Genomic DNA, 18687 nt, shown 5'->3' with positions numbered 1-18687 from the left:
TATTGTGACGGAATTGCCGTAGCTTTGCACTCGCTGTCATTGCCGGCAGTTGGTTTATACTTTGTACCTAAACCCATCATTAAGATGCCATATTTGTTCACCTCCGAGTCCGTATCAGAAGGACACCCGGATAAAGTAGCGGATCAGATTTCTGATGCCCTCTTAGATGCATTTTTAAAGCAGGACCCACAGTCTAAGGTGGCTTGCGAAACGCTGGTTACGACAGGGCTTGTTGTGCTGAGCGGCGAAGTGAAAACCGAAGCATACGTAGATGTGCAGAAGATCGCCCGCGATGTAATAAAGCGTATAGGCTATACCAAATCAGAATATATGTTCGACGCCGATGCCTGTGGCGTGATATCGGCTATACATGAGCAGTCTCCGGACATCAACCAAGGCGTGGAGCGTACTAATCCTGAAGACCAGGGTGCAGGTGACCAGGGTATGATGTTTGGCTATGCCACCAACGAAACAGATAATTACATGCCATTGGCACTGAGCATCTCGCATTTGTTGCTGGAGGAGCTTTCTGCCATTCGCAAAGAAGGCAAGGAAATGACTTACCTGCGTCCGGACGCCAAGTCGCAGGTAACTATCCGATACAGCGACAACCACGTGCCGGAGAAGATCGATACGATTGTGATCTCGACACAGCACGATGAGTTTGTGCTACCTGAAAACGACAGCAACGAAGCGAAGCTTGCCGCTGAGAAACAGATGGTGCAGAAGATCAGAGAAGACGTGGACAGCATTCTGATACCGCGTGTACTGAATCTGTTACCAGAGCGTATCCAGAAACTGTTCAACAATGAAATTACTTACCACATCAACCCAACAGGCAAGTTCGTGATCGGTGGCCCGCACGGCGACACTGGTCTGACAGGTCGTAAGATCATCGTAGATACGTATGGTGGCAAAGGTGCACACGGTGGTGGTGCCTTCTCTGGCAAAGACTCTTCTAAAGTTGACCGCTCGGCTGCCTATGCAGCACGTCATATTGCCAAGAACCTGGTAGCTGCCGGTGTAGCTGATCAGGCACTGGTGCAGGTGGCTTACGCCATTGGTGTGGCCAAGCCAGTTGGCTTGTACGTGACGACCTACGGCTCTACCAAAGTGAAGGATGCGAACGGGAATGTGATGAGCGACGGTGAAATCGCTGAAAAGGTAAACAAGCTGTTCGACATGCGACCCTATGCGATCGTGCACCGCTTCGGACTGCAAAACCCGATTTTCTCTGAAACTGCCGCTTATGGCCACATGGGTAGAACGCCAGGCAAAAAGACGGTAGAGGTTTCTGTAAACGGAGTGAAGGAGGTGAAAGAGTTCGAGACTTTTACTTGGGAAAAACTTGACTATGTTGATAAGATCAAGGCGGAGTTCGGTCTGTAACCGTATTCCACTTTTAATCATAGAAAAGGCCTGCTGAGCGATCAGCAGGCCTTTTGTTTTATACCTGTTGCAGGTATAGCAAATGTCAGACTGGCTTAGTGGTGAGCCAGAAGTTTTTCTTTATACTTCTTGAGTTGGCGACGCATGGCCTCTACCGCTGCATCGGCGGCTGCCTCAAAAGAAGGCGCATCTTCTTTCGAGAAGAGGGTGGAGCCTGGCACGTATAGTTTAATTTCTACAGTCTTGTTATCTGTTCCGTCGTTGTTGTTATGTTTAAGAAACACCTCGCCTTCTACAATGCGGTCGTAGAATGTTTCCAGTTTGTCTACTTTCTGCTGGATGAAATCGGTCAGCTGTCTGTCAGCCTCGAAGTGGATGGAATGCATCTGTAGCTTCATAATCGTAACATTTTATGGTTAAACTTATGCTTTTGGATGAGCTTTCTCGAAAATCGATTTAAGCTTTTCTATCGAATTGTGTGTGTATACCTGTGTTGCGGCCAGGCTGGCATGCCCCAGCAGGTCTTTGATGGCATTGAGGTCGGCGCCATTGTTCAGAAGGTGAGTGGCGAAGGAGTGTCGCAGCACATGCGGGCTGTTATGTTCAGAAGTGGTAACCAAGCTGATGTACTTTTTAGCGACACGATAAACGAACTTCGGATAGAGGGCTCGTTCTTTATTAGTAACGAGCAGCCTTTCCGAATTGTTATTGACAAAGGTGCTTTTCTTGTGCTCCAGATACTGCCTGATGGCAGCTACCAATGTATCGTTTAAAGGGATGATGCGCACCTTGTTTCCCTTGCCCAGCACCCGTACCGTTTTGGCGTGCAAGTCTACGTCTTCGTGGGCTATACCGATCAGTTCGGCCAGGCGCATACCGGTGCCATACAGGAATTCCAGTATCAGGCGGTCGCGTTGTCCCTCAAAGGTGTCTTCAAAGGTAAAGCTATCCAGGAAGTTGTTGAATGGCTCCTCGGGCACAAAGGCCGGAAGTTTTTTGGAAACTTTGGGTGCCTTGATGCGCAGCATTGGGTTGGCGCTGATGCGCTGCTGGCTTAACAGGAATTTATAATAGGAGCGGAGGCAGGCAATTTTCCGGTTAACAGAACGTGCCTCCAGGTTTTTGTGCACCAGGGTCAGGATCCACGACCGGATGATGGTATGGTCTGCCTCGGCGGGATCAGTGATCTGGTAGGTGTCCTGCAGGTATTGCGCAAACTGGCCCAGATCGGTGTGGTAAGATGTAAGGGTATGCGGGCTATACCGCTTCTCGTATTCGAGATACTTAAAAAATAATTCCATACCTTGTTACAAATGACAGATGTGTCTGTCATTTGTAACAAGGTATGGAAAAATAAAATATCTTTAAAGAAAGACTAGTAGTTTTCGTTAGCGAAAAGCTGCTGCTTGTACTTCGCTCTTTCTTTTTGCTTTCTCTTCGCTACAGATGGCTTTTCGAAGAACGTTCTCGCTCTCAGCTCTTTCAGAACACCAGTTCTCTCAAATTTCTTCTTGAATCTCTTCAGGGCACGGTCTACAGACTCGTTATCTTTTACGTTTACAATAATCATGTTTTTCCTCGCTTCTACTGATATTTAGGGATGCAAATTTAGTTAATGTTTTACTTAAAAATCAATAGGTTGAGCAAAATATTTACTTAACCCACTGAAAAAAAGGTGCCTGCATAGCCAAAATAGCCTGCAGGCACTGTTTTGTTTGGTCAAAGATAGCCTTTTATTTGAGGATGGCTCTGGAGATAACCAGTTTTTGTATCTCGCTCGTGCCTTCGCCAATGGTGCACAGCTTGGCATCGCGGTAGTACTTCTCGGCTGGGTAGTCTTTGGTGAAGCCATAGCCACCGAAAATCTGCACACCCTCGTTCGCCACGCGCACCGATACCTCCGAGGCATACAGTTTCGCCATTGCCGACTCTTTGTTCACATTCAGGCCGCGGTTTTTCATGTCGGCCGCCTGGTAAGTGAGCAGTGCCGCCGCCTCAATCTCCGTGGCCATATCGGCTAGCTTAAAGGCAATGCCCTGGAAGCTGGAGATGGACTTATTAAACTGCTGACGCTCCTGCGAATAAGCCAATGCCGCCTCAAAAGCACCCTGCGCTATACCTAATGAAAGGGCCGCGATCGAGATACGGCCGCCGTCCAGCACTTTCATGGCCTGGATGAAGCCTTCGCCCACCTGGCCCAGAATCTGGTCCTTGTGCACGCGGCAATCTTCAAATATCAGTTCAGTTGTTTCAGAGGCACGCATACCCAGTTTGTCTTCTTTGCGGCCGGCGCTGAAGCCCGGCGTGCCTTTTTCGATAATGAAGGCCGTCATGCCATGGGAGTCGCCCACCTCGCCGGTACGCACGATCACCACCGCCACATTGCCCGTTTTGCCGTGCGTGATGAAGTTCTTGGCGCCGTTGATCACATAGTAGTCGCCATCCTGCACGGCTACCGTGCGCATATTGCCCGCGTCAGAACCTGTATTAGGCTCAGTCAGGCCCCAGGCGCCGATCCACTCGGCGGTGGCTAGTTTGGGGAGGTATTGCTTTTTCTGGGCCTCGTTACCAAATTGCAGGATATGGCCTGTGCAAAGGGAGTTGTGCGCCGCCATGGAGAGGCCAATAGAACCGTCGATCTTTGAAAGCTCCGCAATAGCCGTTACATATTCGAGGTAACCGAAACCCGAGCCGCCGTACTCAGTCGGTACCAGCACGCCCATCAGGCCCAGCTCGCCCAGCTTCTTGAACACTTCCACCGGAAACTCCTGACTCTCGTCCCATTCCATCATTTTTGGTTTGATGTTCTTAGCGCCGAAGTCACGGATCATGTCGGCAATCATGCGCTGGTTTTCTGTGTAGTTAAATTCCATTTAAGTTTAGTTGTTATTAAGTCGCGTGTATTAAACTGACAAATGAATAAAGGGTTTACAAAGCTAACCAAATAAGCATGATTGGCAAATTCGGAGTTTTAGTTTGATTTAGCTGATGCCTGAACATTAACCGGAGTTCAACCGGGAACAGGTAAAAGGCATCATGCGCCTGCAAGTATACTTTGGGTTTTGCTTCAGCTGTATATTAAACCCAAACAGGCTGCGTTTATTTTGATAGCGTATAATAATTGCGTTATTTTGATGTTGCGTTGCCGTGTTTGGCAACGTTTGTGTTTTGTGCCGGGTACATACGGTTGAACTGAGCAAATGATAAAATTTCTCCAGCATCTGTTTGGCAAGGAAGAAGTGCAGATAGAGTCGCTTAGCGCGATTGCCGTGGACATGCACTCCCACATCCTGCCAGGTATAGACGACGGCGCCGCCACCGTGGAGCAGTCGCTGGAACTCGTGCGCGGTATGAAGGAACTAGGCTACCGCAAGTTGATCATGACGCCCCACATCATGAGCGACTTCTACCGGAACACGCCTGACATCATCCGCACGCAACTGAAAGTGCTGCAGGATGCCGTAACCGAGGAAGGTATAGAGATGGAACTGGCCTGCGCCGCCGAGCACTACCTGGACGAGGCTCTGCTGCAGAAGCTGGAGGACAACGAGGAACTGCTCACCTTTGGCGACAATTACCTGCTGTTCGAGACCTCTTTCCTGAACGAGCCGCTCAACCTGCGCGAAGCCATTTTCCGGATGCAGTCACTGGGTTACAAGCCGGTGCTGGCGCACCCGGAGCGCTATACCTATTTCTATGGCAAGTTTGATGATCTGGTAAAACTGCGGGAGCAGGGTGTGTTGCTACAGCCAAACCTTAACTCACTTACGGGCTACTACTCACCGGGTGCCAAAATGGTCATCGAAAAACTTATCGACGCCGGACTGGTTGATTTCCTGGGGTCGGACGCGCATAGCCTGAAACACATTGCCAACCTGCAAAAAGTACTCTGCTCGAAGTATCTGGTAAAGGCACTGGAGCTTCCGCTTCTCAACAGTAAACTATAATCCTATCATTTCTCCTATACCTATGGCCACGGTTTTTGTGACAGGCGGCAGCGGCCTGATTGGCAGCTATCTTATACCGGCACTCGTCGCGCAGGGCCACCAGGTGCGTGCGCTGTACAGGGGGCAGGTGCCCGCTATCGCAAGTGCCGACCAGGTGGAGTGGGTACAGGGCGATATTCTGGACATTGCCTTGCTGCGAAATACCCTCCAAGGTATAGCCTACGTGTTTCATTGTGCCGGGCTGGTGTCGTATGCGCCGCAGGACGCCGAGTTGCTGCAGCAGGTAAACGTAGAAGGCACTGCCAATGTAGTGGATGCCTGCCTGGAGGCGGAGCAGGAGATTAAGCTGTGCCATGTCAGTTCGATTGCCGCTATTGGGCGCAGCCGGGGAGCCACGCTGCTAAACGAGAACAGCAAATGGGACGCTGGCGAGAAACAGTCAGCCTACGCCGAATCGAAGCACTATGGCGAGGTGGAGGTATGGCGCGGTATAGCCGAAGGGCTGCAGGCCGTCATCGTCAACCCCTCGGTGGTTTTGGGACCGGCTGACTGGAACCGCAGCAGTACCCGTCTCTTTAAGTATGTATACCAGCAACGCCCGTTCTATACGCCTGGCAGTGCCAACTTCGTGGATGTGCGCGACGTGGTGGAGGCCATGCTGCGCCTGACCTTCTCGGATGTTTCCGGCGAAAGGTTTATCTTGAATGCAGGGCAGCTTACTTATAAGGAGTTCTTTGCAGAAGCCGCCCGTAGTTTCGGTAAAAAGGCACCGTTCATTAAGGTGTCGCCTGGTTTGGCCGAGGTGGTCTGGCGGCTGGAGCATGCCCGGGCCTGGCTTACGGGTAGCCGTCCGCTCATCACCAAAGACACGGCCCGCGTGTCGGCCAAGAGCCATGTGTTTGACAATCGAAAAGTGCGGGAAACGACAGGTATAACCTTCAGACCACTGACCGAATCCATCGCCTGGACGTGCCATGTTTTGATGCAAACAACACAGAATCAGAGAGGTCCGGAACTGACCCGCGCAAACTAAACTATTTGCAGTTTATAAATGTAGTTAGAAGACAAGAGCTGCCTTTTGCAGCTTGTGGGATATAGGAGATGAAAGAGAATTTTGACGAGCACAGCGAGGATTCCGAACTGATCATTCGGTTCGAACAGATGCTGGGTACAAACGAGACCGTTTTTTTTGACCTGACCGATTTTGAATATATCATAGACCATTATACCGCTAACTTTGACTATAAGAAGGCGTTGCTGGCCTGTGATTCTGCCATAGCACAATATCCTTTTTCGACTGGGCTTCAAATAGACAAGGCGCAGTTGCTGGCCATGTCCGGCAACTTCGATGATGCCATGGTGCTCATTGACCAGGTAGCCGAGGTGGAGCCACAGAACCCCGACGTGCTGTTGACCCGGGGCATTATCTTCACGCAGCGTGGCGAGTATCGCGATGCTGTGGACCATTTTAAAAAAGCGCTGGCCTTTGCCGAGGACCGCGACGATATCTATTTCAACATTGGCCTGACTTACCAGAGCTGGGGCAAGTTCAGCTCGGCCATCAAGTACTACAAAAAGTGCATTGAGCTGAACGTGGAGAACGAGGCTGCCATGCAGGAAATCATTTATTGCATGGAGATCACAGGCTCGATGCGCGAGGAGCTACCTTTTTTTCAGGCCTTTATCGACAAAGACCCTTACTCGTATGTGGCCTGGTTTAACCTGGGCAACGTGTACAACAAGCTGGGGTCCTACGAAAAGGCCATCGCCGCCTACGATTATGCCACCATCATTAAGCCCGATTTCATCACGGCCTATAACAACATGGCCAACGCCTATGTGTTTATAGGAGAGTATACCAAAGCCATCGACGCTTTTAACGGCATGCTGGAGCACGGCTCGCCATCGGCGGAGGTGTTTTGCAACATAGGCGAGTGCTATGAAAAGATGCAGCAGTGGGACCTCTCGCGCCGCTATTACCAGAAGGCCATTGACCTGGACCCGGAGATGGACGAAGCCTGGTTTGGGATCGGCGTGGTGCTGGATGCGCAGGGCAAGTGGTATGAGTCGGTACACTTTTTCAAGAAGGCCGTTACGCTCTACGACGACAGCGTAGACTACTGGGTGGCACTGGCCTCGGCCGAGTACCATGTGGGCCACGTGGTGTCGGCGCTGGAGAGTTACGCCCGCGCCGCCGAGATTCAGCCGGAGGATAAAGACATCTACCTCAACTGGTCGATCATCCTGTATGAGCAGGGCAATTTTGAGGAAGCGACCGAAATAATTCTGAATGCGATAGAGCTGCAGCCTGACGAAGCAGAGCTGTATTACAGGGCTTGCGCCTACATGCTTTCGGCAGGAAAATACCGCGAAGCATACAATTATCTGGAAAATGCGTTAATTTTGGACTTCGAAAAACATAAGCTGTTGTTCGAGTTCTTCCCCGAGCTTGAGTCTCAGCGCGCATTATCCCGATTAATTGACCAATATCGCAAATAATGAACAGTAACTATATTCTGAACGGCTTGCCAGAGCGCGAGTTGAAACCGCGTGAGCGTGGTTTTACCATGGCCATGGACAAAGGCCTGAGCGTACGCGAAGTAGAGGACTTTCTGGACGTGGCAGGTGAGTACGTAGACATCGTGAAACTGGGCTGGGCCACATCGTATGTAGTGCCTAACCTGCAACGCAAACTCGACGCCTACCGCGCAGCCGGTATACCTGTTTACTTCGGGGGCACCTTGTTCGAGGCCTTCATCGCCCGCAACCAGTTCGACGACTACCGCCGTGTGCTCGACAAATATAACATGACCTTTGCGGAGGTGTCGGATGGTTCGATTGAGATGAACCACGAAAAGAAATGCGGCTACATTCAGGCGCTTGCCGAGCAGGTGACCGTGCTGTCAGAAGTTGGTTCAAAAGATGCCGAGAAGATCATCCCGCCTTACATGTGGATTAAGCTGATGCAGGCGGAGTTGGATGCCGGTGCCTGGAAAGTGATCGGCGAAGCCCGCGAAGGTGGTAACGTAGGTTTGTTCCGCTCTACCGGTGAGGTGCGTAGCGGCCTGGTAGAAGAGATCCTGACCAAGATTCCGTTTGAGAAAATCCTGTGGGAAGCCCCTCAGAAAGCACAGCAGGTATGGTTCATTAAACTGCTGGGCGCTAACGTGAACCTGGGCAATATTGCGCCAAGCGAGGTAATTCCGCTCGAGACGATCCGTTTAGGCTTGCGCGGCGATACTTTCACGCACTTCCTCAACAACGGAGCGCCAATCATCGACGCTTAATACAAGACAGATAAATGAAAATTGCCCATCGGTCGTCCCGACGGGCAATTTTTTTGTTTTACGCCATTAGAATAACCCATTAGACAAATATGGAACGACGTTCATTGAAAGAACACCTGCTGCTGTATTTAAAAGGTATGAGCATGGGCGCGGCCGATGTGGTGCCAGGCGTTTCGGGAGGTACCATCGCCTTCATATCTGGTATTTACGAAGAACTGCTTAACTCCATCCGTTCTGTTAACGGAGAGGCGCTGCGCCTACTTTCAAAGTTCGATCTCAAAGGCTTCTGGAACCACATCAACGGCAGTTTCCTGATCGTGCTGCTAGCCGGTATTTTCACTTCCATCCTGACACTTTCCAACCTGGTGGTATACCTGCTGGCAACGTATCCAATCATGGTCTGGGGCTTCTTCTTTGGTTTGATCGTGGCATCGGTTGTGGTGGTGGCCAAAAAGATAACCCATTGGCGCCCCGGTACCGTCCTGTTCGGGATCATTGGGGTGGTGATGGCCTACTACATTACGGTGGCCGTGCCCATGCAGACACCTGAGGCCCATTGGTTTGTATTCATAGCGGGTGCCATCGCGGTTTGTGCCATGATTTTGCCTGGCATATCGGGGAGTTTCCTGTTGCTGCTCATGGCCAAGTACGAGTTTATCATGAATGCGCTGAAGGAGCTTAAGATTGACATCATCCTTGTGTTTGGGGTAGGCTGCGTGACGGGGCTTCTGGCTTTTTCGCACGTACTCAACTGGATGCTAAGGAAATACCACAACATAACCGTGGCGCTCCTGACAGGTTTTATGCTCGGCTCCCTGAACAAGGTATGGCCCTGGAAAAAAACGCTTGAGACATACACCGACCGCCATGGCGAGGTGAAACCATTGCTGCAGGAAAATATACTGCCGGGGCAATATGCAGAGCTCACCGGCGAAAGCTCATACCTGCTCTATACCATTGTGCTGGCCCTTTTCGGGTTCCTGCTGGTATACCTGCTCGACCGTATGGCCGAACGCCCGGAGGGGAAAGTGTAGATGCTTAACTCAAAAGGCTATGCGTAGATTCGGACTGATCGGTAAAAAACTAGGGCACTCTTTTTCGAAGCGCTACTTCTCGGAGAAGTTTGCGCAGGAAGGTATAGCGGATGCCGCCTATGAGCTCTATGAACTGCCTGAGATTGCCGAATTCCCCAAGCTGCTGGCAAGAGAGCCGGAGCTGGTCGGGTTGAATGTAACGGTGCCCTACAAAGAACTCGTTATTCCATACCTGCACGAATTAGACGAAAGCGCCGCCCGCATCGGTGCTGTGAATACCATCAGGATAGAGGGGGAAAGAACCAAAGGCTACAACACTGATTATATTGGCTTCCGGGATACGCTGTTGCAGTTTTGCCCGCCGGAAGAGGGTGTTAAGGCCTTGGTGCTCGGCACGGGCGGGGCGGCGAAGGCCGTTTGGGCTACATTGGATGAGTTGGCTATCCCTTATACCTCTGTTTCCCGAAACCCTACTCAAAATCAGCTGCACTACGAGGCCATAACAACGGAAGTACTGCAGGCTTATTCCCTCATTATCAACACGACACCGCTTGGCATGGCTCCCAACACAGCAGCCGCTCCGGCTATACCTTACGAAGCTCTGACAGCGGGCCATTACCTGTACGACCTGGTATATAACCCGGAAGAAACCCTGTTTCTGCAAAAGGGCCGTCTGGCTGGGGCACATACCATCAACGGGCTGCCCATGCTCTATGCTCAGGCTGATGCGGCCTGGAAAATCTGGACGAACGAATAGCCGTATTAAAATATTGCGTTTATTTCATGTTATCATGAAACTTTCTGGTAGGGCTACTGCGTAAGGAATAAAAAAATCACCCCCTTAGCCTGACACCCATGATGCAGTTGACCTACCTTCGCCAGAAAGCGCATGAGATGAATGCAGAGATTTACGCCCTATACCTGGCTGCCCGCCACCCGGAGGTAAGATGGTATGTGCCGCTGCTGCTGGCTGTTGCTATCGGTTACGCAATTTCCCCCATCGACCTGATTCCTGATCTGGTGCCGGTGTTCGGTTTCCTGGATGATGTAGTGCTGGTGGCGCTAGGTATACATACGGCCTATCAGCTGGTATCCAAAAACATATTGGGGCAAGCCCGGTTGCACGCTTACGAAGTGCTGAGCCATGAGGGGGGAGAGGCCACAAGCGCCTACCAGATCATTGGCTATACCTGGATGCTGGTCGCAGCCCTTTTCGCCATCATGTTCTACAAGCTTTTGTTCCTGACTGTGCTTTAAAACTACTCTCACCTTAAATACAAACAACGAAGGCCTTCCCATTGCGGGGAGGCCTTCGTTGTTTATACGCCATTTTTTATTGTTAGAAAAATTAATATCAATATATTTACTGTGCAATTGTTATGGGTGTATACCCCTGGCGCCCGTCAGCGGTAAAAATATTTTTTTGTGCTTGCAACCATTGCCTCGCTATGGGAATCATAGGAGTGAAGCTAAAAGAAGAGGCGTTTGAAGCTTTTTACAAAACCCAAATCAGAAGAGGATAAACTTATAGAGGGATGCATGGCCGGCAAGCGGGACATGCAGCGACAGCTCTATGATCTTTACTCCCGCAAAATGATGGCGGTTTGTATGCGCTACGCCCCCACTAGCTTTGAGGCAGAGGATATGATGCAGGAAGGGTTTGTGAAAGTGTTTGCCAACATCCAGAATTTTAAGCGCGACTGTCCGCTGGAGTTCTGGGTGCGCCGCATCATGATCAACACCGCCCTGAAGCAGCTGCGGCAGAAGTCGCTCATGACCGTTTCACATGAAACGGAAGAAGCCGGCAACATCGCTTCCGGGGACGTCAATCTGACGGGCTACTCCATGGACGAGCTGCTTGGCATGATCCAAAGCCTTGCGCCGCGTTACCGCATGGTGTTCAACCTCTACGCCATCGAGGGTTACAATCACAAAGAAATAGGGGAGATGCTCGGCATTTCCGAAGGTACATCAAAGTCACAGTATTCACGTGCCCGGGCCATCCTGCAAGGTATGCTCGAGCGCCAGGAGAAAACATATCAAGAGCATGTCATCAGCCAATAACCATAAGCGAAACTCACTGGAAGACGAATTCCAGCGCCGCCTGTTCGATGCTGAGGCCAGGCCAGCACCGGACCTATGGGCCCGCATCGACCACGACCTGACCGTGCAGGAAAACAGGGATTATAAGAAGCGTGTGCTGTTCTACCGCCAGCTGGCAGCCGCCTGCTTTGTGCTGTTCGCGGTGACCGGTGCGCTGTTGGCCTATTATTACAACGGCAGTATGAACCAGGGTGGGGCGCTGCCAGGTATAGCGGCTTTGCCGGCAACCAAGCCGGCTGATGCGCCCATCACCGTGGAGCAGGCCATGAAAGCCTATGCCGATCAGCAACAGGAGGCTGAGGCTTTCGTGTATACCCCCGCAGAATCACAGCAAACCCAAAAAAGTGCAAGTGTCGCAGGTATACGCCAGCACACAAACGCTCTTACAGCCGAGCTATCCGAGCCAGGCAGCGAACGGCAGGCAGGCGATTATTTTAATGTGGCGCCAGGTTACAGCCCGTACCTGGGCTATACACCCATGTCAGGCCGGAATAGAGGCTATGTGTCGGGTGGTTTCCCTGGCAATGGCGTTGCGCAGGGCAATCTGTTTGATCCCGGCAGCCGCTATACCCAGATCATTACCTGGGAAAGCGTAACCATTACGTTCGGGAATAACACAATAGCGCCTAAACAGCAATATGCAGCAGGCAGCCCATCGTTGGCAGCCAAGCCGCAATCCTTTGCCGAGATGAGCGAGGCGCACCAGGCCAGCCGCCAACAGGCACAACAGTCAGCAGCTGGCGCGGCGCAGGGGGCAATTGCGAATCAGCAGCCAAAAGTGGTGGAGGCGGCCACTAAGTCAAGCAGTCGCTGGAGCCTGAACCTGGCTTATGCACCCGCTGTGTTTGAGCAGAACATTGGCCTGCCGGATCCGCTTACAGTGCCAAGCACTAACAGAAATATGTTCAGTCTGGCGGCATCGGGCCCCAGTGTCAATGCCTCCAAAGAGTCTTATCAGAATATAGCAGCTGCCCGAGAAGAGTTCAAGGAAAGCACAGAGCCTGCATACTCGTATGCCGTAGAGGCAAAAGTAGGCTTTAAGCTGAAGCAGAAACTGAAGCTGCTGACAGGTATAGGCTACAGCGAGAGCCGTTCACGCTCCAAGTCGAACTACATCGTGCGTCAGTTCTGGGTGAAGCCCCGCTCCAACGAGCGCTACGAGCTAAGCCCTTCCACTTTCTTTGTGTCCTCGCTTAACGATGGTTTTTCATCTGACTCTGTGAGTGTGGCCCGCACCGGCGATTCATTCTCTACAGAGTATAAGTACCGCCACCTAACCGTACCTGTCGGCTTGCAGTACGAGCAGGATATCAACAAAGACTGGTTTGTGTATGCAGGTGCAGGTGTGGCCGCCAACTTCTTGCTCGAGTCCAGCGTGACAGCCTCTAACCAGGAGGTGCAGTCGGTTAATTACACGGCCAACGACACAGATTCTCCCTTCCGCCAGGTACAGTTCTCGGGCAATGCCTCCATCGGTGTTGGCAAGCGTATCACGCCCGGCCTGACGCTGGCACTTGGGCCGGAGGTGCGCAACTACTTCAGCACCCTCGTCGACGACCCTGATAGAGCAGCCGCTCCGCAGGGAAAACCCTATGCCATCGGGATGAACATGAGCCTGAACTACCAACTGGGTGGCTCCCGAAAATAATTCCTGTTTTTTTTTTTGTAGTGCCTTGCAACCCTTTGGGTCAAACGGGAATCATGGTAGTATAGAGTGATTGGTTGATTTAGTTAGAAGCGCTATGCAAATGATGCTGTTCATGAGATCCGTTCTGCAGACATTGGTGGCCCTGGTGGCTGCCGGTCGTGAAAATTTGTCTGGGTGGTATGTATTGCTGGCGCTTTTACTGCTCTCCGTACTGCTCACGGGCTGCGCAGTACAGGACAACTCCTTTTTAGGCGCCTTCTAAGCAACGCCTTTCCTTACTATGAAAAAGATGTTGGGGCTCGCAGCCATGGCCATTGTCTTGATGGGACTGGCGACAGGCTGCGCAAAATCAGATGAAGACATGCAACCAGTTGTAGTCGAAAGTGGGCTGCGGGATTCTGTGCAGGGCAAATGGCGCATTGAGCGCGTGCAAAACAAACTATGCCGCAGCGGCGACTGCACCTCTGTAATATACACAGGCACTGCAGACGATTACTTTGAGTTTAAGGCAGACAGCGCTTACCTGCAGCGGGCAAGCCAGCAAAACGCCAAAAGTGTTTACCGCGATAGTTTTAAAGCCGACTACTCGCAGCCCGGCGCCTTCGTGCTGAGCAACTTTGGCTGGTCTGCCCGGTTTAATGTGCTGCACCGCGACCAGCGCATGCTGGTGCTGGAGGGCGTGTATTACGGCTCTAACCCAAGTGCCATCTTTACAGATACTTATTATTTATACAGATAGAGGCAGCTGAAAGGGTAAACTGACAGATCGGAAGAAGACTATTACCCCAAATTGCCCGCAAGCAATGCCTGTGTCAGGCAGCCCGGTTCACCTAAGGCCATTAGTACAACATAAAACTATGAAAAGCGTCCTGTCCCTTGTTGTGCTATACCTGTTGCTGGCGCTGCTGCTTGTGAGCTGCGCCGACCAGGAAGTGGCGGTGCCAGCCTGCCTGCAGGTAGAGGTAGTAGGGCCTGATTGTGCAGAGGGCTGGTATGTGCTCCAGATCGTGGATGCGGATGGCTCCGGCGAGCAGCGCAGCAACCAGTACATCGGCCAGCTGCAGAGTGGTTTCGTTACGACGGACAATCTGCCCGAAGACTTGAGGCACTCCGGAAAAGTAGCCTACCTGGCACTGGAACGCAACAGCGAGTACGGGCCACGGTGCATGGCTATCTACATGATGTTCCCACCGGTGCGGGTAAAGCAGGTTTGTTCAGGCGGATGAAACAGTTTTTACAGTGCCTAATTTATATTAATTGTTAGGAATAGTTAAACATGCAAAAGCCTGCTCTCAGAGCAGGTTTTTTGTTTTACAGACAGTTGGCCCGCACCACGATAATATTTGCAAAAGCTAAACTTACAGCGCAGAATTCATGTTATAGTATATCTTTACAAGTCCTAAAACCTACAAATGGATTTTAAGCTAACATCAGAATTTCAACCCACCGGCGATCAGCCAAAGGCCATAGCACAACTCACCAAAGGTATAGAGAACGGCGAACCAGCTCAGGTGCTGTTGGGTGCCACTGGAACGGGCAAAACCTTTACGATGGCCAATGTGATAAAGAACACCGGCAAACCCACGCTGGTGCTCTGCCACAACAAGACCCTGGCCGCGCAACTCTACGGTGAGTTCAAGCAGTTTTTCCCCGATAATGCAGTCGAGTACTTCATTTCCTACTACGACTACTACCAGCCTGAGGCCTACATCGCCTCTTCGGATGTGTTCATCGAGAAGGATCTGCAAATCAATGAAGAGATCGAGAAACTGCGCCTGCACACGACTTCAGCTTTGCTCTCCGGGCGCCGCGATGTGATTGTGGTGGCGTCGGTATCGTGTATCTACGGTATCGGCAACCCCGAGGAGTTTGGCAAGAACGTGATTTACCTGGCGCCGGGCCAGCGCTACAGCCGCAACAACCTGCTCTATACCTTCGTGCAGATCCTCTATAGCCGCACCGAGGCCGAGTTCACGCGTGGAACATTCCGCGTGAAGGGCGATACAGTAGACATTTTCCCGGCCTACGCTGACTTTGCCTACCGCCTGTATTTCTTCGGTGATGAGCTAGAGCAGATCCACCGCATCGATCCTGTTTCAGGCAAGAAGATAGCCGATGAGAAAGCGATTACGCTATACCCGGCCAACCTCTTCGTAACGGGTAAGGACACCCTGCAGCAGGCCATTTCGGAGATACAGTACGACATGGTGGCCCAGCACGAGTACTTCCTGAAAGAGGACCGCCCCGTGGAAGCCAAACGCATCAAGGAGCGCACCGAGTTCGACCTGGAGATGATCCGCGAACTGGGCTACTGCTCAGGTATAGAGAACTACTCCCGCTACTTCGATCGCCGCTCGCCAGGTGCCCGCCCGTTCTGCCTGCTCGACTACTTCCCCGACGACTTCCTGATGGTGATTGACGAGAGCCACGTAACCGTGCCCCAAGTGCGGGCCATGTGGGGCGGCGACCGCTCCCGCAAAGTGGCGCTCGTAGAGTATGGCTTCCGACTGCCTGCCGCCATGGACAACCGCCCGCTTACCTTTAACGAGTTTGAGAGCCTGATGCACCAGGTAGTGTTTGTGAGCGCCACACCAGGCGACTACGAGATTCAAAAATCCGAAGGCGTGATCGTAGAGCAGATTATCCGTCCGACTGGCCTGCTCGATCCTGAGATTGAGATCAGGCCAAGCGCGAACCAGGTGGATGACCTGTTGGACGAGGTGGACGAGCGCATCAAACGCAAAGAGCGTGTACTCGTGACAACCCTGACCAAGCGCATGTCCGAGGAACTAACCAAATACATGGACCGCCTCAACATCAAGGTAAAGTACCTGCACTCGGAGGTGAAGACGCTGGACCGCGTGGAGATTCTGCGCGAGCTGCGACTAGGGGAGATCGACGTGCTCGTGGGCGTGAACCTACTGCGTGAGGGCCTTGACTTGCCAGAAGTGAGTCTGGTGGCCATACTTGATGCCGACAAAGAAGGCTTCCTGCGCGACCAACGTTCCCTGATCCAAACCATGGGACGTGCCGCCCGTAACGAGCGCGGCAGGGTAATCATGTACGCTGACCGCATTACGGGCTCCATGCAGCGGGCCATCGACGAGACCAACCGTCGCCGTGAGACACAAATTGCCTATAACCTGGAGCACGGCATTACACCGCGCACAGTGCTCAAGACCAAAGACGAGATCTTTGAACAGACATCGGTAGCCGATGCAAAGAAGAAAGAGGTGAAAGCCTATGCGGGTCCGGAGGAGGTGTCGATAGCGGCAGAACCTGTGATTCAGATGATGAAGCGCGACGAGTTGGAGAAACTGATCAAGAAAACTGAGAAGCAAATGGAGGCCGCCGCCAAAGACCTCGACTTTTTGCAGGCGGCCAAGTATAGAGATGAACTGGCCGAACTTCGGCAGCTGCTCAAGACAAAGCGAGACTGATAAGTTAGAAAGTTTAGAAGTTAGAAAGTTAAAAGCACGCATGGCCTTGGGCTGTGGGTGCTTTTTTTCTTTAGCAGGATTTCTGTATTTTAACATTTCTGTAGCCATGCTATACCTTAGCTTCGGCTAATTCAATCAACCTGATAGCACGATGATCAAAAGAATCAGACCATTTTTATTTCCTGCCCTGGTGGCCGGCGTGTTCACCGCCTGTCAATCACCTGACACGGGCACAGCAGAGGCTGGTGCCGAAACGGTTTCAGCCCTATCCACTGACAGCTACAGCAAGTACCTGACGGCCTTGGCTGCGGATGAAATGGAGGGCCGTAAGCCGTTCACCGCAGGCGAGCAGAAAACGCTCGACTACCTGGAGCAGGAATTCAAGGCACTAGGCGTGGAGCCTGGCAACAACGGCAGCTACTTTCAGGAGGTGCCGATGGTAGAGGTGAACACCACCGCTAGCCCAAGTATGACGATCAAGGGCAAGCAGCAGGAACTGAAACTGGAAGGCCGCAACGACTATGTGATCTGGACCAAACGCACGGACGCGGCAGTGACGATAGACCCGACCGATATGGTGTTTGTGGGATTCGGCATTGTGGCGCCTGAGTATAACTGGAACGATTACGCTGGGGTGGATGTGAAAGACAAAATTGTGGTGATGCTGGTGAACGACCCTGGCTTCTATACCCAGGACCCTGCTGTGTTCAAAGGCAAAGCCATGACCTATTATGGCCGCTGGACCTACAAATTCGAGGAAGCTGCCCGACAGGGAGCCAAAGGAGCCCTGATCGTGCACGATACCGAGCCCGCGGGGTATGGCTTCCAGGTAGTGCAGAACAACTGGAATACCTCCAAGATGTACCTCGACAACCGTGGCCGCGAGACCTACAAGTGCGCCATGGAAGGCTGGATTACGACCCAAATAGCCGAAAAGCTGTTTGCCGCCGCAGGTATGGACTATAAGGCTGTTCTGAACAAGGCAGCGAAGCCAGGTAACAAGCCTTTTCCGCTCAACTTGCAGGCCAGCACCTCCATGCAGGTGAAGACACGCTATGACAAAACTTCGAACTTCATTGCCAAAATTACGGGCAGTACACGTCCTGATGAAACAATTATCTACACCGGCCACTGGGACCACTTGGGTATAGGCAAGGCCGATGCGGCAGGCGACAGCATTTACAACGGTGCCGTGGACAATGCCAGTGGTGTAGCGGGCTTGCTGGCAATAGCCAAGGCTTTTAAAGCCCAGTCGGTGCAGCCGGAGCGAACCGTGGTGTTCCTGGCCGTAACGGCAGAGGAGCAGGGCCTATGGGGCTCGGCTTACTATGCTGAGAACCCGGTATTCGCGAAAGAGAAGACGGTGGCGAACATCAACATGGACATGATGAACCCATATGGCACGACCAAAGACGTGGTGTTGTATGGTATGGGTCAGTCGGAGCTGGAGGACTACATCACAGCGGAGGCCGAAGCTGCTGGCCGTTATATTGCACCAGAGGAGAACCCTGAGGCGGGGCTCTACTATCGTTCCGACCACTTCAACTTTGCTAAAATAGGTATACCGGCCCTGTTCATCGGCCCAGGTGTTGACCTGGTAGAGGGCGGTAAAGTGCTGGGAAAGCAGAAACTCGACGAGTATTACGCCAGCTACTATCACAAGGCTGCTGATCAGGTACATGCCGACTACAAAATGGACGGTGTTGTGGAAGACCTCAAGCTGCTTTACCAAGTAGGCCGTCGTTTGGCTGGCTCTTCGGAGTGGCCACAGTGGAAGGTCGGTTCGGAATTTAAGGCTGTGCGGGATGGGTATATGAGAAAGTAGAGGGAGGCTGTTCG

19 protein-coding genes are annotated in these 18687 nt (G+C 52.1%); 15 read left to right on the top strand and 4 right to left on the bottom strand.

Annotated elements, in window-relative coordinates; translation table 11 throughout:
* Positions 1-84 precede the first annotated feature (84 nt).
* Entirely contained in the window at positions 85-1389 is a 1305-nt protein-coding gene (gene metK, locus BD749_RS09480; protein WP_101444129.1) for a methionine adenosyltransferase, read from the top strand.
* A gap of 95 nt (positions 1390-1484) precedes the next feature.
* Here metK and hpf read toward each other — a convergent pair whose 3' ends face one another.
* The 4 genes from hpf to BD749_RS09460 all read right to left on the bottom strand — a co-directional run bounded on the left by hpf (position 1485) and on the right by BD749_RS09460 (position 4262).
* Positions 1485-1787: a ribosome hibernation-promoting factor, HPF/YfiA family gene (gene hpf / locus BD749_RS09475; RefSeq protein ID WP_101444128.1), complete on the bottom strand. Its 303-nt coding sequence runs from the start codon at positions 1785-1787 to the stop codon at positions 1485-1487.
* Between the two features lie 24 nt (positions 1788-1811).
* Positions 1812-2690: a tyrosine-type recombinase/integrase gene (locus BD749_RS09470; RefSeq protein WP_101444127.1), complete on the bottom strand. Its 879-nt coding sequence runs from the start codon at positions 2688-2690 to the stop codon at positions 1812-1814.
* Positions 2691-2764: 74 nt separating this feature from the next.
* The gene (gene rpsU, locus BD749_RS09465) at positions 2765-2959 is read right to left on the bottom strand and encodes a 30S ribosomal protein S21 (protein ID WP_101444126.1); all 195 of its coding nucleotides are present in this window, start codon (positions 2957-2959) and stop codon (positions 2765-2767) included.
* Between the two features lie 163 nt (positions 2960-3122).
* Positions 3123-4262, bottom strand: a complete 1140-nt coding sequence (locus BD749_RS09460) for an acyl-CoA dehydrogenase family protein (protein WP_101444125.1) — start codon at positions 4260-4262, stop codon at positions 3123-3125.
* 327 nt (positions 4263-4589) lie between these two features.
* Between BD749_RS09460 and BD749_RS09455 the strand changes: the two genes are divergently transcribed.
* The 14 genes from BD749_RS09455 (at position 4590) to BD749_RS09395 (ending at position 18673) form a co-directional block, all read left to right on the top strand.
* Entirely contained in the window at positions 4590-5336 is a 747-nt protein-coding gene (locus tag BD749_RS09455) for a tyrosine-protein phosphatase (RefSeq protein WP_101444124.1), read from the top strand.
* A 22-nt stretch (positions 5337-5358) separates the two neighbouring features.
* Entirely contained in the window at positions 5359-6369 is a 1011-nt protein-coding gene (locus BD749_RS09450) for an NAD-dependent epimerase/dehydratase family protein (RefSeq protein ID WP_101444123.1), read from the top strand.
* Between the two features lie 68 nt (positions 6370-6437).
* A complete protein-coding gene (locus BD749_RS09445) occupies positions 6438-7835 on the top strand; it encodes a tetratricopeptide repeat protein (RefSeq protein WP_101444122.1) in 1398 nt (465 codons plus the stop codon).
* On the top strand, positions 7835-8623 hold the full coding sequence (locus BD749_RS09440) for a phosphosulfolactate synthase (protein WP_101444121.1): 789 nt from the start codon (positions 7835-7837) through the stop codon (positions 8621-8623). The genes BD749_RS09445 and BD749_RS09440 overlap by 1 nt, the downstream gene beginning before the upstream one ends.
* Before the next feature lie 89 nt (positions 8624-8712).
* The gene (locus BD749_RS09435; RefSeq protein WP_245868966.1) at positions 8713-9657 is read left to right on the top strand and encodes a DUF368 domain-containing protein; all 945 of its coding nucleotides are present in this window, start codon (positions 8713-8715) and stop codon (positions 9655-9657) included.
* 19 nt (positions 9658-9676) lie between these two features.
* Entirely contained in the window at positions 9677-10414 is a 738-nt protein-coding gene (locus BD749_RS09430; RefSeq protein ID WP_101444119.1) for a shikimate dehydrogenase family protein, read from the top strand.
* Between the two features lie 98 nt (positions 10415-10512).
* The gene (locus BD749_RS09425) at positions 10513-10914 is read left to right on the top strand and encodes a YkvA family protein (RefSeq protein WP_101444118.1); all 402 of its coding nucleotides are present in this window, start codon (positions 10513-10515) and stop codon (positions 10912-10914) included.
* Positions 10915-11142: 228 nt separating this feature from the next.
* Positions 11143-11721, top strand: a complete 579-nt coding sequence (locus BD749_RS09420; protein WP_101444117.1) for an RNA polymerase sigma factor — start codon at positions 11143-11145, stop codon at positions 11719-11721.
* The gene (locus BD749_RS09415; RefSeq protein WP_101444116.1) at positions 11705-13408 is read left to right on the top strand and encodes an outer membrane beta-barrel protein; all 1704 of its coding nucleotides are present in this window, start codon (positions 11705-11707) and stop codon (positions 13406-13408) included. Before BD749_RS09420 ends, BD749_RS09415 begins: the two co-directional genes overlap by 17 nt.
* Before the next feature lie 112 nt (positions 13409-13520).
* Positions 13521-13670: a hypothetical protein gene (locus BD749_RS19385; RefSeq protein ID WP_180336364.1), complete on the top strand. Its 150-nt coding sequence runs from the start codon at positions 13521-13523 to the stop codon at positions 13668-13670.
* A gap of 18 nt (positions 13671-13688) precedes the next feature.
* Positions 13689-14147 (top strand): hypothetical protein, encoded by a 459-nt coding sequence (locus BD749_RS09410; protein WP_101444115.1) that lies wholly within the window; start codon positions 13689-13691, stop codon positions 14145-14147.
* Positions 14148-14265: 118 nt separating this feature from the next.
* Positions 14266-14634: a hypothetical protein gene (locus BD749_RS09405; RefSeq protein WP_101444114.1), complete on the top strand. Its 369-nt coding sequence runs from the start codon at positions 14266-14268 to the stop codon at positions 14632-14634.
* Positions 14635-14820: 186 nt separating this feature from the next.
* A complete protein-coding gene (gene uvrB / locus BD749_RS09400; RefSeq protein WP_101444113.1) occupies positions 14821-16848 on the top strand; it encodes an excinuclease ABC subunit UvrB in 2028 nt (675 codons plus the stop codon).
* A gap of 151 nt (positions 16849-16999) precedes the next feature.
* Positions 17000-18673 carry a M28 family metallopeptidase gene (locus BD749_RS09395; protein ID WP_101444112.1) on the top strand — a complete coding sequence of 558 codons (1674 nt, stop codon included), beginning with the start codon at positions 17000-17002 and terminating at the stop codon, positions 18671-18673.
* Positions 18674-18687 lie beyond the last annotated feature (14 nt).

Source organism: Pontibacter ramchanderi, from assembly GCF_002846395.1.
GTDB classification, from domain to species: domain Bacteria; phylum Bacteroidota; class Bacteroidia; order Cytophagales; family Hymenobacteraceae; genus Pontibacter; species Pontibacter ramchanderi.
Note: the sequence above shows the minus strand (reverse complement) of the source record. Positions and strands in the feature narration are given on the sequence as shown.

What these genes read in the sequence shown, in the direction of transcription:
- metK (WP_101444129.1), top strand. Translation starts at nt 85, where the DNA reads ATGCCATATTTGTTCACCTCCGAGTCCGTATCAGAAGGACACCCGGAT.
- hpf (WP_101444128.1), bottom strand. Translation starts at nt 1,787, where the DNA reads ATGAAGCTACAGATGCATTCCATCCACTTCGAGGCTGACAGACAGCTG.
- BD749_RS09470 (WP_101444127.1), bottom strand. Translation starts at nt 2,690, where the DNA reads ATGGAATTATTTTTTAAGTATCTCGAATACGAGAAGCGGTATAGCCCG.
- rpsU (WP_101444126.1), bottom strand. Translation starts at nt 2,959, where the DNA reads ATGATTATTGTAAACGTAAAAGATAACGAGTCTGTAGACCGTGCCCTG.
- BD749_RS09460 (WP_101444125.1), bottom strand. Translation starts at nt 4,262, where the DNA reads ATGGAATTTAACTACACAGAAAACCAGCGCATGATTGCCGACATGATC.
- BD749_RS09455 (WP_101444124.1), top strand. Translation starts at nt 4,590, where the DNA reads ATGATAAAATTTCTCCAGCATCTGTTTGGCAAGGAAGAAGTGCAGATA.
- BD749_RS09450 (WP_101444123.1), top strand. Translation starts at nt 5,359, where the DNA reads ATGGCCACGGTTTTTGTGACAGGCGGCAGCGGCCTGATTGGCAGCTAT.
- BD749_RS09445 (WP_101444122.1), top strand. Translation starts at nt 6,438, where the DNA reads ATGAAAGAGAATTTTGACGAGCACAGCGAGGATTCCGAACTGATCATT.
- BD749_RS09440 (WP_101444121.1), top strand. Translation starts at nt 7,835, where the DNA reads ATGAACAGTAACTATATTCTGAACGGCTTGCCAGAGCGCGAGTTGAAA.
- BD749_RS09435 (WP_245868966.1), top strand. Translation starts at nt 8,713, where the DNA reads ATGGAACGACGTTCATTGAAAGAACACCTGCTGCTGTATTTAAAAGGT.
- BD749_RS09430 (WP_101444119.1), top strand. Translation starts at nt 9,677, where the DNA reads ATGCGTAGATTCGGACTGATCGGTAAAAAACTAGGGCACTCTTTTTCG.
- BD749_RS09425 (WP_101444118.1), top strand. Translation starts at nt 10,513, where the DNA reads ATGATGCAGTTGACCTACCTTCGCCAGAAAGCGCATGAGATGAATGCA.
- BD749_RS09415 (WP_101444116.1), top strand. Translation starts at nt 11,705, where the DNA reads ATGTCATCAGCCAATAACCATAAGCGAAACTCACTGGAAGACGAATTC.
- BD749_RS19385 (WP_180336364.1), top strand. Translation starts at nt 13,521, where the DNA reads ATGAGATCCGTTCTGCAGACATTGGTGGCCCTGGTGGCTGCCGGTCGT.
- BD749_RS09410 (WP_101444115.1), top strand. Translation starts at nt 13,689, where the DNA reads ATGAAAAAGATGTTGGGGCTCGCAGCCATGGCCATTGTCTTGATGGGA.
- BD749_RS09405 (WP_101444114.1), top strand. Translation starts at nt 14,266, where the DNA reads ATGAAAAGCGTCCTGTCCCTTGTTGTGCTATACCTGTTGCTGGCGCTG.
- uvrB (WP_101444113.1), top strand. Translation starts at nt 14,821, where the DNA reads ATGGATTTTAAGCTAACATCAGAATTTCAACCCACCGGCGATCAGCCA.
- BD749_RS09395 (WP_101444112.1), top strand. Translation starts at nt 17,000, where the DNA reads ATGATCAAAAGAATCAGACCATTTTTATTTCCTGCCCTGGTGGCCGGC.